Raw genomic sequence first — 15520 nt, 5'->3', positions numbered from 1 at the left:
AGGGGGCGGCCGGGGGCGCGGCGGGCGGTCATGCGTTGGCCGGCGTCGGGTCGGTGGGCTCGGGGTCGCGCAGGGGCGCGGGGGTGCCGGCGTGGCCGTCGCGGAGGGTCAGGGCGCGGTCGGTGAAGCGGGCGGTGTCCGGGTCGGTACCGGTCAGGACCACCGTCATGCCGTGGGAGCGGGCCGCGCTGGCGAGGGTCCGCAGCACCTGCGCCCGGTCGGCGTGGTGCAGCGGCGCGGCCGGGTCGTCGGCGAAGACCACCGCGGGCACGCCGACCAGCGCGCGCGCCACCGCCACGCGCTGCCGTTCCGCCTGGAGCAGCGCCCCGGGGTGCTTGCGGGCGGCGGCGCCGATGTCGAGGCGCTCCAGCCACTCCTGGGCCTGGCCGCGCGCCGCCCGCGACCGTACCCCGCGCATCAGCAGCGGCAGGGCGGCGTTCTCCCACGCCGTCAACTCCGGCAGCAGCTGCGGCTCGCTGCCGACCCAGCCGAAGCGCTCGCGCCGCAGCTGGTCGCGGGCGGCCTCGGGCATCGTGTGCACGGGCGCGGCGTCGAACCACACCTCGCCCTCGTCGGGCGTGATCTGCCCGGACAGGCAGCGCAGCAGCGTCGTCTTGCCCGATCCGCGGGGGCCGACCACGCCGAGGATCTCTCCCCGGCGCACGCCGACGGTGACGCCGAGCAGGGCCGGTGAGCCCCGGTACGAGTGGCGCAGGGAGCGGGCGAAGAGCACGTCGTTGTCGGGCGGGGCCACCATGCCGTCGTTCCTCCGCGGGTCGTCCCCGGCGGGCGGGCGGCGGCGGTGCGCCGCGGGCGCCGGGGTGGGCGGTCACTCCCCGGCACGGTAGGCACGCCGCGGCCGGTCAGGCCCGCAGGCGCGGCGGCCGGAGCCGCCGATCCGTCCGTTCGGGTGAGCGGCGCCCGGCGCCCGGTCGCAGGCCGTCCGGGTGAGCGGCGCGGGAGCCCGCGACCTGCGCCCTACCGGCGCCCGGCTCTCACAGCTTCGCCCACGCCTGCGTCAGCACCTCCCGCAGGATCGCCTCGATCTCGTCGAAGAGCCCCTGTTCGGCGATCAGCGGCGGCGCCAGCTGCACCACTGGGTCGCCGCGGTCGTCGGCGCGGCAGTAGAGCCCGTTCTCGAACAGCGCGCGGGACAGGAAGCCGTACAGGACCCGCTCGGTCTCCTCCTCGGTGAAGGTCTCCTTGGTCGCCTTGTCCTTGACCAGCTCGATGCCGTAGAAGAAGCCGTTGCCGCGCACATCGCCGACGATCGGCAGGTCGCGCAGCCGGCTCAGCGTCGCGAGGAAGTCCGCCTCGCGGTCGAGCACCCCCTGGTTGAGCTCCTCGCGGTCGAAGAGGTCGAGGTTGGCCAGTGCGACCGCCGCGGAGACCGGGTGGCCGCCGAAGGTGTAGCCGTGCAGGAAACTGGTGCCGGCGCGGTAGAAGGGCTCGGCCACCCGGTCGGAGACGATGCACGCGCCGATCGGGGAGTAGCCGGACGTCATGCCCTTGGCACAGGTGATCATGTCCGGCACATAGCCGAACTTCTGGCAGCCGAAGGTCGTGCCGAGCCGGCCGAAGGCGCAGATCACCTCGTCGGAGACGAGCAGCACGCCGTACCGGTCGCAGATCTCCCGCACCCGCGGGAAATAGCCGGGCGGCGGCGGGAAGCAGCCGCCGGCGTTCTGCACCGGCTCCAGGAAGACCGCGGCGACGGTGTCGGGGCCCTCGAAGAGGATCTGCTGCTCGATCTGGTCGGCGGCCCAGCGGCCGAACGCCTCCGGGTCGTCGCCGTGCACCGGCGCCCGGTAGATGTTGGTGTTGGGCACCTTGAACGCGCCGGGCACCAGCGGCTCGAACGGCGCCTTGAGCGCGGGCAGCCCGGTGATGGACAGCGCCCCGTGCGGGGTGCCGTGGTAGGCGACGGCCCGGGAGATGACCTTGTACTTTCCCGGGTTGCCGGTGAGCTTGTGATACTGCTTGGCCAGTTTCCACGCCGTCTCGACGGCCTCGCCGCCACCGGTGGTGAAGAAGACCTTGTCCAGGTCGCCCGGCGCCAGGTGCGCCAGCCGCTCGGCCAGTTCCACGGCCCGCGGGTGCGCGTACCCCCACACGGGGAAGTACGCCAGCTCCGCGGCCTGCCGCGCCGCGGTCTCGGCGAGCTCGCGCCGCCCGTGCCCGGCGTTGACCACGAACAGCCCGGACAGCCCGTCGATGCAGCGCCGCCCGCGGTCGTCGTAAATGTACGCGCCCTCGCCGCGCACGATGGTCGGCACGGGGGTGTCCGCCCAGTCCGCCATCCGGGAGAAGTGCATCCACAGGTGGTCGTACGCCGTCTTCGACAGATCTGCGCTCATGGCTATCTGGTTCCCCAGGTGTAGGTCTGCTTGCGAAGCTTGAGGTAGACGAAGCTCTCGGTGGACCGCACGCCCGGCAGCGCGCGGATCCGCTTGTTGATCAGCTCCAGCAGGTGGTCGTCGTCCTCGCAGAGGATCTCCGCGAGCAGGTCGAAGGAGCCCGCGGTGACGACCACGTACTCGACCTCGTCGAACTCCGCCAGGGCGTCGGCGACCGGGTCGATGTCGCCCTCGACCTTGATGCCGACCATGGCCTGCCGGCAGAAGCCGATGGTGAGCGGGTCGGTCACCGCGACGATCTGCATGACGCCCTGGTCGAGCAGCTTCTGCACACGCTGCCGCACCGCCGCCTCGGACAGGCCCACGGCCTTGCCTATGGCCGCGTACGGGCGCCGCCCGTCCTCCATCAGCTGCTCGATGATCGCCTTCGACACCGCGTCTATCGCCGGGTGCCCGCCGGTCGTGTCACGTGTGGCCACCCGACCACTGTGCAGGACAGGTCGTCGGTCCCGCAAGCTTCGTACGATGAAATCCGTGGCTATGCCGAGCATTGTTCACTGATTCGGTTGTCATCGGGGGGCGGGTATGTCGGATCCCGCAGTGCTCCGGTTAGGCTGGGTGGTGTCTCGACACGTGGACAACCGACACAGCAGCACGATCCGGACGACCAGGGAGCAATCGTCGTGACCGACCTGCGAATTCTGCACAACCACATCGACGGGGACTTCCGCCCGGCCGCCGACGGCCGGACCACCCAGGTGGTCGACCCGACGACGGGCGAGGCGTACGCGACCGCCCCGCTGTCCGGCGCCGCCGACGTCGACGCGGCGATGGCCGCTGCCGCCGCCGCGTTCCCCGGCTGGCGGGACACCACGCCGTCCGACCGGCAGAAGGCGCTGCTGAAGATCGCCGACGCGGTCGAGGCCCGCGCCGAGGAGCTGGTCGCGGCGGAGAGCCGGAACACGGGCAAGCCCGTCGGCCTGACCATGAGCGAGGAGATCCCGCCCATGGTCGACCAGATCCGCTTCTTCGCCGGCGCCGCCCGCATGCTGGAGGGCCGCTCCGCGGGGGAGTACATGGACGGCCTGACGTCCTTCGTGCGCCGCGAGCCGGTCGGGGTGTGCGCCCAGGTCGCGCCGTGGAACTACCCGATGATGATGGCGGTGTGGAAGTTCGCCCCGGCCATCGCCGCGGGCAACACGGTCGTGCTCAAGCCCTCGGACACCACCCCGGCCTCCACCGTGCTGCTCGCGGAGATCATGGCCGAGTTCCTGCCCAAGGGCGTCTTCAACGTCATCTGCGGCGACCGCGACACCGGCCGCCTCATGGTCGAGCACCCGGTGCCCGCGATGGCCTCCATCACCGGCTCGGTGCGCGCCGGCATGGAGGTCGCGGAATCGGCCGCCCGCGACCTCAAGCGCGTCCACCTGGAACTGGGCGGCAAGGCCCCGGTCGTGGTCTTCGAGGACGTCGACATCCCGCGCGCCGTCCAGGACATCGCGGTCGCCGGCTACTTCAACGCCGGCCAGGACTGCACGGCCGCCACCCGCGTCCTGGTGCACGAGTCGGTCCACACCGAGTTCGTCGCCGCCCTCACCAAGGCCGCGGCGGAGACCAAGACCGGCCTGCCCGCCGACGAGGACGTGCTCTACGGCCCCCTCAACAACGCCGGCCAGCTGGAGCGCGTCGCCGGCTTCATCGACCGGCTGCCCGCCCACGCCAAGGTCGAGACCGGCGGCTTCCGGGTCGGCGAGATCGGCTACTTCTTCGCCCCCACCGTCGTCTCCGGCCTGCGCCAGGACGACGAGATCATCCAGCAGGAGGTCTTCGGCCCGGTCATCACCGTCCAGTCCTTCACCGACGAGGACCAGGCCGTCGGCTGGGCCAACGACACCGACTACGGCCTGGCGTCGTCGGTCTGGACCAAGGACCACGCCCGCGCCATGCGCATGTCCAAGCGGCTGGACTTCGGCTGCGTGTGGATCAACACCCACATCCCGCTGGTCGCCGAGATGCCGCACGGCGGCTTCAAGAAGTCCGGCTACGGCAAGGACCTGTCCGGCTACGGCTTCGAGGACTACACCCGCATCAAGCACGTGATGACGTCGCTGGACTGACCCCCCGGCGGTGGCGCGCCCGTGTCCGTACGAGAACGGCGGCGGAACGGGCGCGCCGGGTCCTCAGCCTGGGCCGCGGCGGGCGACGACCTTCTGCAGCGCGGTGAGGCGGTTGGTGGTGATCGAGTCCACCCCGAGCGCCAGCAGCCGCCGCATCGAGGGCGGCCAGTCCGCCGTCCACGCCGCCACCAGCAGGCCCTGCTCGCGCGCGAAGCCCACGACAGCGGCGTCCACAAGACCGAACCGCAGGTTCAGCCAGCGCGGTCCGACCGCCGTGAGCACCTTCGGCGCCGGCCGCGCCGACGTCTTCCACGTCAGCGCGATCTCCGCGGCCGGGTCGGCGGCGCGCACCGCCCGCATCGCGGTGCTCTCGCCGCAGTAGTAGACCCGCTCCCGCAGGCCCGCCGCCTCCACCGCGGCGAGCGCCGGGGCGGCCTGCCCGGGCTCGGTCAGGTCCAGCAGCATCCGGCCGTGCCGGTGCCGGGCCAGCTCCGCGAGCGCGTCGGCGAGCATCGGCAGCTGCCCGCCGGTGCGCTCGAAGACCTCGTCGAAGGTCATCGCCCGCACCTCCCGGGCATGCCCCCACAGCCGGTCCAGCGTCGCGTCGTGCAGCAGCACCGGCACCCCGTCGCGGGTCACCCGGACATCCACCTCGACCGCGTCCGCGCCCTTCAGCAGCGCCGAGCGCACCGACGGCAGGGTGTTCTCGCGGTGGACGTACGGGTCGCCGCGGTGGGCGACGAGCGTCACCATGCGGCGGCGTACGCGTCGATCTCGGCGGCCAGCCGCGCCTTGCCGGGCGCGTCGAGGAAGGACGCCTCCACGGCGTTCTTCGCCAGCGCCGCGACCCCGAGGTGGTCCAGCTCCAGCAGCCGCGCGGCCACCGCGTACTCGGTGTTGAGGTCGGTGCCGAACATGGGCGGGTCGTCGGTGTTGACGGTCACCAGCACGCCCGCCTCGACCATCCGCCGGATCGGGTGCTCCTCCAGCGTCGCGACCGCCCGGGTGGCGATGTTGGACGTCGGGCACACCTCCAGCGGGATGCGGTGCTCGGCCAGGTGCTCCAGCAGCCGCGGGTCGCGCGCCGCGCTCGTGCCGTGCCCGATGCGCTCGGCGCCCAGCTCGCGGATCGCGTCCCACACCGTCTCGGGCCCGGTCGTCTCGCCGGCGTGCGGCACACTGTGCAGCCCGGCCGCCCGCGCCCGGTCGAAGTACGGCTTGAACTGCGGCCGGGGCACCCCGATCTCCGGACCGCCGAGCCCGAACGACACCAGCCCCTCGGGCCGCAGGTCCACCGCGAGCCGCGCCGTCTCCTCCGCCGAGGCCAGCCCCGCCTCGCCCGGTATGTCGAAGCACCACCGCAAGGTCACGCCCAGCTCGGACTCCGCCGCCTTGCGGGCGTCCTCGATCGCCGCCATGAACTCCCGGTCCGGGATGCCGCGCCGGGTGGAGCTGTACGGGGTGACGGTCAGTTCGGCGTACCGCACGTTCTGCCGGGCCATGTCGCGGGCCACCTCGAAGGTGAGCAGCCGTACGTCCTCGGCGTCGCGGATCAGGTCCACCACCGACAGGTAGACGTCGATGAAGTGCGCGAAGTCCCGGAAGGTGAAGTAGTCGGCGAGCGCCGCCGGATCGGCCGGCACCGCCGAGCCGGGGTGCCGTGCGGCCAGCTCCGCGACGATCCGCGGCGAGGCGGACCCCACGTGGTGGACGTGCAGCTCGGCCTTCGGCAGCCCGGCGATGAACGCGTCGAGCCCGCCCGCGGCGGCACTGTCGGTCATGCGGGGTTCCTCCTCCTGGAAGGTTCGTGCGCGGCAGCGGACGCCCGCGGCGCCGCATCATCGTAGAACGCCCGCCCCCGGCCCCCTCGCCGCACACCCGGAAAGCGGCCCGTGACCTGCGTGAACGCGGCGGCTGCGACGGTTTCGCCGCGTAACCAAAAGGCAACACGCGGTCCACTTGTTGGCGGAACCGGCGTCTGCCAGGATCAGCCACCGATCCGGGCAATGGGCCACGCGTCGGGCGACCGGAACGTGTCCGGCGCGGCGGACGGTCACGGCAGTGCGGGCACGACACGACCGGAGGGCGGCACCCATGGAGCAGTACGGGCGGTTCCCGCCCCTGTCCCCGGCGCAGGCCGCGGCCCTGCGGCGCAGCGCGGCGAACGGCCGTGCCGCGCTCGGCCGGCGCACCTTGCTGCGGGCCGCCGGGCTCGGCCTCGCCGGCGCCGCCGGGCTGACCGCGTGCGGCATACCCGCCGCCGGGCGCACCGCCGACGGTACCTCCTCCACCGACCACTCGGCCGAGGAGAAGACCGTCGACTTCTCCAACTGGACCGAGTACATCGACGTCTCCGACGACGGCAAGCACCGCCCCACGCTGGAGGCGTTCACCAAGGCCACCGGCATCACCGTGAAGTACACCGAGGACATCAACGACAACGTCGAGTTCTTCGGCAAGATCAAGCCGCAGCTGTCCGCGGGCCAGGACACCGGCCGCGACCTCATGGTGCTCACCGACTGGCTGTGCGCCCGGATGATCCGGCTCGGCTGGGTCCAGAAACTGGACCCGTCCCACCTGCCGCACGCCTTCGCCAACCTGGAGCAGCGCTTCCGCAGCCCCGACTGGGACCCGGGCCGCGCGTACACCTACCCGTGGCAGGGCATCGCCACCTGCATCGCCTACAACAAGAAGGCCACCAAGGGCCGCGCGGTCACCTCGGTCAGCCAGCTGCTCGACGACCCCGCGCTCAAGGGCCGGGTCGCGATGCTCTCCGAGATGCGCGACACCATCGGCATGACGCTGCTGGACATGGGCCACACGCCCGAGACCGTCACCGACGACACGTTCGACGCCGCGCTCGCCCGCGTCCAGAAGGCCGTCGACAGCCAGCAGATCCGCAAATTCACCGGCAACGACTACACCGACGGCCTCAGCAAGGGCGACATCGCCGCATGCCTGGCCTGGGCCGGCGACCTGGTGCAACTGCGGGTCGACGACCCCGACATCGGCTACGCCTTCCCCGACGCCGGGTTCCTGTTCTCCACCGACAACCTGCTCGTGCCCGCCGGCGCCCGCCACAAGACCAACGCCGAACGGCTCATCGACTACTACTACCAGCCGCAGGTCGCCGCGCAACTGTCCGCGTACATCGCCTATGTGTGCCCGGTGGCCGGCGTCAAGCCGTACCTGGCGAAGATCGACCCCGAGCTGGCCGGCAACCCGCTGATCCTCCCGGACGCCGCGATGGACGCGAAGTCGCACACCTTCCGCTCGCTCACCGAGGCCGAGGACTCGGCGTACGAGGAGAAGTTCTCCAAGCTCATCGGCGCCTGACCGGAGGAGACGCGCCCGCCATGACCGCACCCCGCACCGACCCGCCGGCCGCCGCGCCCGACGACGCCGCCCCCGGCACCGGCCCCGACGCCGCCGGGGCCGCGCCCGACGCCGTCCGGCTGACCGGGCTCGGCAAGAGCTACGGCTCCTTCACCGCCGTCCACCCGCTCGACCTCGCCGTCCCCGCCGGCTCCTTCTTCGCCCTGCTCGGCGCGTCCGGCTGCGGCAAGACCACCACCCTGCGGATGATCGCCGGCCTGGAGGAGCCCAGCACCGGGACCGTCGCGCTCGGCGGCCGGGACGTCACCGCCCTGCCGCCGTACAAGCGCCCCGTCAACACCGTCTTCCAGCACTACGCGCTCTTCCCGCACCTCGACGTGCACGAGAACGTCGCCTTCGGACTGCGCCGACGCGGCGTCAAGGGCGTCAAGGAGCAGGTCGCCGAGATGCTGGAGCTGGTCCAGCTCGGCGGCCTGGCCCGCCGCAAGCCGCACCAGCTCAGCGGCGGGCAGCAGCAGCGGGTCGCGGTCGCCAGGGCGCTCATCAACAAGCCCGAGGTGCTGCTCCTCGACGAGCCGCTCGGCGCCCTCGACCTGAAGCTGCGCCGCCAGATGCAGCTGGAGCTCAAGCGGATCCAGACCGAGGTCGGCATCACCTTCATCCACGTCACCCACGACCAGGAGGAGGCCATGACGATGGCCGACACCGTCGCGGTGATGAACGCCGGCCGGGTCGAGCAACTCGGCGCGCCCGCCGACCTGTACGAGAACCCCGGCTCCACCTTCGTCGCGAACTTCCTCGGCACCTCCAACCTCATCGAGGCCGAGGTCACCGGCACCTCCGGCACCGACCTGACGCTGGTCTCGGCGGGGCAGCGCCTCACGCTGCCGGCCGCCCGGTGCCGTACCGCGGTCGGACCCGGCGGCCGGGTGCTGGCCGGGGTGCGGCCGGAGAAGATCACCCTGGTGCACGGCGACGACGCCGCCGCGATACCCGAGGGACGCAACCGCGTACCAGGGCGCATCACCGGCTCCGGCTTCACCGGCGTCGCCACCGGCTACGTCGTCGACAGCCCGGTCTGCCCCGAGCTGGAGGTCGTCGTGCCCAACGTCGAGCGCGACAGCCGGCTCGTGCCCGGCGCGCCCGTCGTGCTGCACTGGAACCCCGCCCACACCTTCGGCCTCGACGCCGCCCAGGACATCGACGCGGGGCTCGACGCCGGGCTCGACGCGGGACTGGAAGCGGAGCCCGCCGCGTGAACCCCGCCCGCCGCCGGCTGACGCCGTATCTGCTGCTGCTCGCCGGCGTCGCCTGGCTGCTGGTCTTCTTCGTCGCGCCGATGGTCTACCAGGCCTCCACCTCGGTGCAGACCGGCTCGCTCGACAAGGGCTTCCGCGTCACCTGGCACTTCGCCACCTACTGGGACGCGCTGCGCGAATACTGGCCGCACTTCGTGCGCTCGCTGCTCTACGCCGGCATCGCGACCGCCGCGTGCCTGGCGATCGGCTACCCGCTGGCCTACATGATCGCCTTCCGCGCCGGCCGCTGGCGCAACGTCGTGATGGTGCTGGTCGTCGCGCCCTTCTTCACCAGCTTCCTGATCCGCACGCTGGCGTGGGAGACGATCCTGGCCGACCAGGGCCCCGTGGTGCGCTTCCTGGACGCCGTGCACGTCCTGGACGTCACCTCGTGGCTGCATGTGACGCAGGGCCACCGGGTCCTGGCGACGCCGCTGGCGGTGGTGTGCGGGCTGACGTACAACTTCCTGCCGTTCATGATCCTGCCGCTCTACACCTCGCTGGAGCGGGTCGACGCCCGGCTGCACGAGGCCGCCGGCGACCTCTACGCGACCGCGCTGACCACCTTCCGCACCGTGACCTTCCCGCTGTCGCTGCCCGGCGTCGTCGCCGGCACGCTGCTGACGTTCATCCCCGCCTCCGGCGACTACATCAACGCCGAACTGCTGGGCTCCACCAACCAGAAGATGATCGGCAACGTCATCCAGGCGCAGTTCCTGCGCGTGCTGGACTACCCGACGGCCGCCGCGCTGTCCTTCATCCTCATGGCGGCGATCCTCGCGATCGTCACCGTCTACATCCGCCGGTCCGGGACGGAGGAACTGGTATGACGCGCACGACGCGAACCGCCGCGACGCGTACGCCCCCGGTGCGTACGTCCCCGGTGCGGTGGCTGCGCAGGAACGCCGTGGTCGTCGCGGGCACCCTGGCACTGTGCTACCTGATGCTGCCCAACGTGGTGGTGCTGGTCTTCTCCTTCAACCAGCCCAAGGGCCGCTTCAACTACACCTGGAACCACTTCTCCACCGACGCCTGGCAGCACCCCTGCGGGGTCGCCGACATGTGCGGCTCGCTGGGCCTGAGCCTGCGGATCGCCGTCTACTCCACGATCGGCGCCACGCTGCTGGGCACCCTCACCGCCTTCGCGCTCGCCCGCTACCGCTTCCGCGGCCGGGGCGCCACCAACATGCTGATCTTCCTGCCGATGGCCATGCCCGAGGTCGTCATGGGCGCCTCGCTCGGCACCCTCTTCCTCAACATGCGCATCCGGTTCGGCTTCTGGACGATCCTCATCGCGCACGTCATGTTCTGCCTGAGCTTCGTCGTGGTCGCCGTCAAGGCACGGCTGGCCAGCATGGACCCGCGGCTCGAAGAAGCCGCGCAGGACCTCTACGCCACACCCCTGCAGACCTTCTGGCGGATCACGCTGCCGCTGGCCGCGCCCGGCATCGCGGCCGGCGCGCTGCTGTCGTTCGCGCTGTCCTTCGACGACTACATCATCACCAGCTTCAACGCCGGCAGCGCCGTGACCTTTCCGATGTTCGTGTGGGGCTCGGCGCAGCGCGGCACCCCGGTGCAGGTCAACGTGATCGGCACCGCGATGTTCGTGCTCGCCGTACTGCTGGTGGTCGCCGGGCAGTTCGCCGGCGGCCGGCGCAGGTCGGCCCGCAGGACCGTGTGAGCCGCATCACTACCGACCGGTAGGAAAAGCCGCGTAAGAATCTCCCGCCTGCCCGCTCTCCTCCCGTGACGGCAGTCGTCACGCGTGGAAGGAGGGCCGCGGCATGGGCAGCGCCGGAGCAAGCAGTGCGGTCGAGTGGCTGGTCTCGGCGGCGGGCGACCCCGAGGGCGTCCGCCGGGAATGGGAGCGCAATCCGCTCGGGGTGGCGCTGCTGCCCGCCGGGCGGCTGTGGGACGTGCTGATCCTCGGCGGGGAGCTCGGCTACCCGACGCTGGACGTCCTCACCCTGCTGGCGGAGCGGCCGGGCCCGGTGCTCGCCGACTTCGCCGACACCCGGCTCGGCTTCTTCGTGCCGCCGGGCACCACCTCGCACTGGCTGGCCCGCGGGGTGCGCGGGGTGGGCCGCGGCACCTGGATCGTCGTCCCCTACCCGGGCCGGCCGACCGGCGGGGTGCGCTGGCTCATCCCGCCCGACGGCACCGGCCACCTCAACGACCCCGGCCGGCTGGAGCTCGCGATGCACGAGGCGGCGGCCCGGCTGGCCGGCGGATAGGGCCGCTGCCCGGACCGTACGACCGCCGCCTGGACCGTACGCCGCCGCCCGGACCGTACGACCGCACGGCCGCCTTCCGGCCGCGCGTGGTGCTTGAGCCGCGGTGCCCCGGGTGGGGAGACTGGCCGGACGACGACGGAAAGGCCGGCCCGTGACCACCGAGCAGCGCATCACCCACTGGATCGCCGGCCGCCCCTGGACCGGCACCGCGCCACGCAGCGGCGATGTCCACGATCCCGCGACCGGCGCCGTCACCGCACGCGTCGACCTTGCGGGGCCCGACATCGTCGACGCGGCCGTCGCCGCGGCCCGCGACGCCTTCGCGCAGTGGCGGCACGCCTCCGTCGCCCGCCGCACCGCGGTGCTCTTCGCCTTCCGCGAGCTGGTCCACGCCCGCCGCGAGGAACTCGCCGCGACCATCGTCGCCGAGCACGGCAAGGTGCACTCCGACGCCCTCGGCGAGATCGCCCGCGGCCTGGAGGTCGTGGAGTTCGCGTGCGGCATCCCGCACCTGCTGCGCGGCGGCTACACCGAGCAGGCGTCCACCGGCGTCGACGTGTACTCGCTGCGCCAGCCGCTCGGCCCGGTCGCCGTCGTCTCGCCGTTCAACTTCCCCGCGATGGTCCCGATGTGGTTCTTCCCGCTCGCGATCGCCGCCGGCAACACCGTCGTCGTCAAGCCGTCAGAGAAGGACCCGTCCGCGGCGAACGCGCTGGCCGCGCTGTGGCGCGAGGCGGGCCTGCCGGACGGCGTCTTCAACGTCGTGCACGGCGACGCCGCCGCCGTCGACCGGCTCCTGGAGCACCCCGACGTCAAGGCGGTCTCCTTCGTCGGCTCCACGCCCGTCGCGCGGCACGTCCACGAGACCGCGACCCGGCACGGCAAGCGCGTCCAGGCGCTCGGCGGCGCCAAGAACCACATGCTGGTGCTGCCCGACGCCGACCTCGACCTCGCCGCGGACGCCGCCGTCAACGCCGGCTACGGCGCCGCGGGGGAGCGCTGCATGGCGGTGTCGGTGCTGGTCGCCGTCGAGCCGGTGGGCGACGAGCTGGTCGCCAGGATCGCCGAGCGCATCGCCCGGCTCACCGTCGGCCCCGGCAGCGCGCCCGAGTCGCAGATGGGCCCGCTCGTCACCGGCGCCCACCGCGACCGCGTCACGTCCTACCTCGACGCGGGCGTGGCCGCCGGGGCCGAACTCGCCGTGGACGGCCGCAAGCACCCGCTGTCGCCCGCCGCCGACACCGCCGGCTTCTGGCTCGGCCCCACCCTCTTCGACCATGTGCGCCCCGGCATGTCCGTCTACGACGACGAGATCTTCGGCCCGGTCCTCTCCGTGGTGCGGGTGCGGTCCTACGACGAGGGCCTGGCGCTGATCAACGCCAACCCGTACGGCAACGGCACCGCGCTGTTCACCCACGACGGCGGCGCCGCCCGGCGCTTCCAGCACGAGGTCGAGGTCGGCATGGTCGGCATCAACGTGCCCATCCCGGTGCCGGTCGCCTACTACAGCTTCGGCGGCTGGAAGTCCTCGCTGTTCGGCGACACGCACGCCTACGGCGAGGACGGAGTGCGCTTCTTCACCCGCGGCAAGGCCGTCACGCAGCGCTGGCCGGAGCCTTCCGGCACCTCACGCCGGGGGATCGACCTCGGGTTCCCCACCCACGACTGAGCCGGCCCCGGCCGGCTCCGCCGCCGCGAGCCCGGCGACCACCCGGGCCGCCGCGACCGCCGACAGCAGCGCTGCGGCCAGGCACCAGCTCGCCAGCACGTCCAGCGGCCAGTGGTAGCCGTGCCACACCAGGCCCGCGCCCACCGCCGCCGCCAGCAGCAGCGCCGCCGCGGCCAGGCACCGGCGCAGCACCGGGCGGGCCACCAGCGGCAGCACCAGCAGCGCGGCGCCGCCGATCGCGACCGAGGACGTCGCCGTATGGCCGGAAGGGAAGAAGCCCGCGTAGCCGTGCGGCGCCAGATGCCTCTTGCCCGGCGCCGGCCGCGCCACCGCCGACTTCACCGCGCCCACCACGACCGGCACCGCCGCCATCGCCAGCACCGCCGCGAGCGGCGGCAGCCACCACAGCCGCGTCCCGCCCGCCCGGCCGCGTACCCCCGCCAGCACCACGGCCGCCAGCAGCAGCGGCACCGCCACCTGCACATTTCCCACGTCGGAGAGCACCTGGGCCGGCCCGGTCAGCGCCGGATGCGCCACCGCGGCGCGCTGGAACCAGCCCAGCACCGCCCAGTCCCGCGCCACCGGCCAGCCGCCGCCGGACACCTGCACGGTGAGCCAGACGAAGAGCGCGACACCGGAGGAGAAGACCGCGGCGAGCGCGCGCAGCCGCACGGCAGCAGAACGCCGCCCCGGAACAGGGGGGATAGTTCCGGGGCGGCCAGGGCGATCGCCGCACCGTCCGTCCCGGGGGGTGTGGGACGGACGGCCGACCGATCGGCGAGGTGTGCCGGGGCCACCTTCGGACCCGGCGGTTGCGTGCGCGAGGGCACTGCCGTGCCGGTGACGGGGAATCACCGGGACGTTGCCGCCCGACGCCGGCTCCACCAGAACCGGCCGCGAGCGGGGTGTTCGTCTGAAACCGTAGGGCACGGCGACCGGCGCCGGGAGGCCGATCACCCGTCCGCCATGAGGCCCGCACACGTTCTTCACGACCACCTGTCTCCCGCCACCGCCCGGCCACCGGGCACCGCCGCGCCGCCCCGGGACGGCGCGGCGGGATCACCCGCCGATCACGCCCCGGCGAAGGCCTCCTCGATGATGCCGAGGCCCTCCTCCAGCAGATCCTCCCCGATGACCAGCGGCGGCAGGAAACGCAGCACATTGCCGTACGTCCCGCAGGTGAGCACGATCAGCCCGCGCGCGTGGCAGGCCTTGGCCACCGCCGTCGTCAGGGCCGCGTCCGGCTCCTTCGTGCCCGGCCGCACCAGCTCCACCGCGATCATCGCGCCGCGCCCGCGCACCTCGCCGATCGCCGGGTACTTCTCCTGCAGCGCCCGCAGCCGCGGCGTCATGACCTCGCCGATCCGGCGCGCCCGGGCCGCGAGGTCCAGCTCCTTCATCGTCTCGATCGCGCCCAGCGCCGCCGCGCACGCCACCGGGTTGCCGCCGTAGGTGCCGCCGAGGCCGCCCGCGTGCGCGGCGTCCATGATCTCCGCCCGGCCGGTCACCGCCGCGAGCGGCAGCCCGCCGGCGATGCCCTTCGCGGTCGTGATCAGGTCCGGGACCACGCCCTCGTCCTCGCACGCGAACCACTGGCCCGTACGGCAGAAGCCGGTCTGGATCTCGTCCGCCACGAAGACGATGCCGTTGTCCTTCGCGAACTGCGCCATACGGGGCAGGAAGCCGCGGGCCGGCACGATGAAGCCGCCCTCGCCGGCGATCGGCTCGATCACGATCGCGGCGACGTGCTCGGCGCCGATCTGCTTGGTGATCATGTCGATCGCCTGCGCCGCCGCCTCCTCGGCCGCGTGCTCGGGCCCGGTCAGCCACCGGTAGCCGTACGCCAGCGGCACCCGGTAGACCTCCGGCGCGAACGGCCCGAAGCCCTCCTTGTACGGCATGTTCTTCGCCGTCAGGGCCATCGTGAGGTTGGTGCGGCCGTGGTAGCCGTGGTCGAAGACCACCACCGCCGGGCGCTTGGTGTACGCGCGGGCGATCTTCACCGCGTTCTCCACCGCCTCGGCGCCGGAGTTGAACAGCGCGGACTTCTTCGCGTGCGTGCCCGGGGTGAGCGCGTTGAGCTGCTCGGCGACCGCCACGTAGCCCTCGTACGGGGTGATCATGAAGCAGGTGTGCGTGAAGTCCGCCAGCTGCTCCGAGGCCCGCCGCACCACCGCCGGCGCGCTGTTGCCCACCGACGTCACCGCGATGCCCGACCCGAAGTCGATCAGCCGGTTGCCGTCCACGTCCTCCACGACCCCGCCGCCGGCCCGCGCGACGAAGACCGGCAGCGTCACCCCCACGCCGTCGGCGACCGACGCCGACTTCCGCTCCAGCAACTCCCGCGACCTCGGCCCCGGCACCTCCGTGACCAGCCTGCGCTCCTGCGGCACTTCGCCCATGACGCCCATTCTCCTCAATTCCCTCACCCAAGCCCCATCCGGACCCTCCCTGCGAGGCTAGGCTCCCCCCGCCCGCCCCCGCATACGCCGAACGGTCACCTTCCCCG

The 15520-nt window shown here is 72.8% G+C and carries 14 protein-coding genes; 7 read left to right on the top strand and 7 right to left on the bottom strand.

Annotated elements, in window-relative coordinates:
* Positions 1–28: 28 nt before the first annotated feature.
* The 3 genes from HCN08_RS25105 to HCN08_RS25095 form a co-directional block, all read right to left on the bottom strand.
* The gene (locus tag HCN08_RS25105; protein ID WP_167985508.1) at positions 29–757 is read right to left on the bottom strand and encodes an ABC transporter ATP-binding protein; all 729 of its coding nucleotides are present in this window, start codon (positions 755–757) and stop codon (positions 29–31) included.
* Between the two features lie 238 nt (positions 758–995).
* A complete protein-coding gene (locus HCN08_RS25100) occupies positions 996–2357 on the bottom strand; it encodes an aspartate aminotransferase family protein (RefSeq protein WP_167985507.1) in 1362 nt (453 codons plus the stop codon).
* Between the two features lie 2 nt (positions 2358–2359).
* Entirely contained in the window at positions 2360–2836 is a 477-nt protein-coding gene (locus HCN08_RS25095; RefSeq protein WP_167985506.1) for an Lrp/AsnC family transcriptional regulator, read from the bottom strand.
* 204 nt (positions 2837–3040) lie between these two features.
* Here HCN08_RS25095 and HCN08_RS25090 point away from each other — a divergent pair, with 204 nt between their 5' ends.
* The gene (locus HCN08_RS25090; RefSeq protein WP_167985505.1) at positions 3041–4474 is read left to right on the top strand and encodes a gamma-aminobutyraldehyde dehydrogenase; all 1434 of its coding nucleotides are present in this window, start codon (positions 3041–3043) and stop codon (positions 4472–4474) included.
* A gap of 63 nt (positions 4475–4537) precedes the next feature.
* Here HCN08_RS25090 and HCN08_RS25085 read toward each other — a convergent pair whose 3' ends face one another.
* Together HCN08_RS25085 and HCN08_RS25080 are read right to left on the bottom strand one after the other, a co-directional pair.
* Positions 4538–5227 carry a glycerophosphodiester phosphodiesterase gene (locus HCN08_RS25085; protein WP_167985504.1) on the bottom strand — a complete coding sequence of 230 codons (690 nt, stop codon included), beginning with the start codon at positions 5225–5227 and terminating at the stop codon, positions 4538–4540.
* A complete protein-coding gene (locus tag HCN08_RS25080; protein ID WP_167985503.1) occupies positions 5221–6255 on the bottom strand; it encodes an adenosine deaminase in 1035 nt (344 codons plus the stop codon). The genes HCN08_RS25085 and HCN08_RS25080 overlap by 7 nt, the downstream gene beginning before the upstream one ends.
* Before the next feature lie 313 nt (positions 6256–6568).
* On the opposite strand from HCN08_RS25080, the gene HCN08_RS25075 reads away from it, so the two are divergent.
* The 6 genes from HCN08_RS25075 (at position 6569) to HCN08_RS25050 (ending at position 13011) form a co-directional block, all read left to right on the top strand.
* Complete coding sequence (locus HCN08_RS25075; RefSeq protein ID WP_167985502.1) at positions 6569–7810, top strand: polyamine ABC transporter substrate-binding protein; 1242 nt, start codon at positions 6569–6571, stop codon at positions 7808–7810.
* Between the two features lie 20 nt (positions 7811–7830).
* Positions 7831–9069, top strand: a complete 1239-nt coding sequence (locus HCN08_RS25070; protein WP_167985501.1) for an ABC transporter ATP-binding protein — start codon at positions 7831–7833, stop codon at positions 9067–9069.
* On the top strand, positions 9066–9938 hold the full coding sequence (locus HCN08_RS25065; protein WP_167985500.1) for an ABC transporter permease: 873 nt from the start codon (positions 9066–9068) through the stop codon (positions 9936–9938). The genes HCN08_RS25070 and HCN08_RS25065 overlap by 4 nt, the downstream gene beginning before the upstream one ends.
* Entirely contained in the window at positions 9935–10789 is an 855-nt protein-coding gene (locus HCN08_RS25060) for an ABC transporter permease (RefSeq protein WP_167985499.1), read from the top strand. Before HCN08_RS25065 ends, HCN08_RS25060 begins: the two co-directional genes overlap by 4 nt.
* Positions 10790–10892: 103 nt before the next feature.
* On the top strand, positions 10893–11342 hold the full coding sequence (locus HCN08_RS25055; protein WP_167985498.1) for a bifunctional DNA primase/polymerase: 450 nt from the start codon (positions 10893–10895) through the stop codon (positions 11340–11342).
* 151 nt (positions 11343–11493) lie between these two features.
* Positions 11494–13011 (top strand): CoA-acylating methylmalonate-semialdehyde dehydrogenase, encoded by a 1518-nt coding sequence (locus HCN08_RS25050; protein ID WP_167985497.1) that lies wholly within the window; start codon positions 11494–11496, stop codon positions 13009–13011.
* Here HCN08_RS25050 and HCN08_RS25045 read toward each other — a convergent pair.
* A complete protein-coding gene (locus HCN08_RS25045) occupies positions 12970–13683 on the bottom strand; it encodes a phosphatase PAP2 family protein (RefSeq protein ID WP_322974668.1) in 714 nt (237 codons plus the stop codon). The two genes, HCN08_RS25050 and HCN08_RS25045, sit on opposite strands and share 42 nt — an antisense overlap.
* Before the next feature lie 398 nt (positions 13684–14081).
* Positions 14082–15413, bottom strand: a complete 1332-nt coding sequence (gene gabT / locus HCN08_RS25040) for a 4-aminobutyrate--2-oxoglutarate transaminase (RefSeq protein WP_167985495.1) — start codon at positions 15411–15413, stop codon at positions 14082–14084.
* Positions 15414–15520: the final 107 nt, after the last annotated feature.

Origin of the sequence: Actinacidiphila epipremni (assembly GCF_012034175.1) — a bacterium.
Taxonomy (GTDB): domain Bacteria; phylum Actinomycetota; class Actinomycetes; order Streptomycetales; family Streptomycetaceae; genus Actinacidiphila; species Actinacidiphila epipremni.
The sequence above is the reverse complement of the archived record's forward strand: the minus strand, read 5'-3'. Positions and strand labels throughout refer to the sequence as shown.

Excerpts from the sequence above, each read along its gene's own strand:
- HCN08_RS25100 (WP_167985507.1), bottom strand. The coding sequence starts at position 2,357 with ATGAGCGCAGATCTGTCGAAGACGGCGTACGACCACCTGTGGATGCAC.
- HCN08_RS25055 (WP_167985498.1), top strand. The coding sequence starts at position 10,893 with ATGGGCAGCGCCGGAGCAAGCAGTGCGGTCGAGTGGCTGGTCTCGGCG.
- gabT (WP_167985495.1), bottom strand. The coding sequence starts at position 15,413 with ATGGGCGAAGTGCCGCAGGAGCGCAGGCTGGTCACGGAGGTGCCGGGG.
- HCN08_RS25070 (WP_167985501.1), top strand. The coding sequence starts at position 7,831 with ATGACCGCACCCCGCACCGACCCGCCGGCCGCCGCGCCCGACGACGCC.
- HCN08_RS25080 (WP_167985503.1), bottom strand. The coding sequence starts at position 6,255 with ATGACCGACAGTGCCGCCGCGGGCGGGCTCGACGCGTTCATCGCCGGG.
- HCN08_RS25105 (WP_167985508.1), bottom strand. The coding sequence starts at position 757 with ATGGTGGCCCCGCCCGACAACGACGTGCTCTTCGCCCGCTCCCTGCGC.
- HCN08_RS25075 (WP_167985502.1), top strand. The coding sequence starts at position 6,569 with ATGGAGCAGTACGGGCGGTTCCCGCCCCTGTCCCCGGCGCAGGCCGCG.
- HCN08_RS25060 (WP_167985499.1), top strand. The coding sequence starts at position 9,935 with ATGACGCGCACGACGCGAACCGCCGCGACGCGTACGCCCCCGGTGCGT.
- HCN08_RS25085 (WP_167985504.1), bottom strand. The coding sequence starts at position 5,227 with ATGGTGACGCTCGTCGCCCACCGCGGCGACCCGTACGTCCACCGCGAG.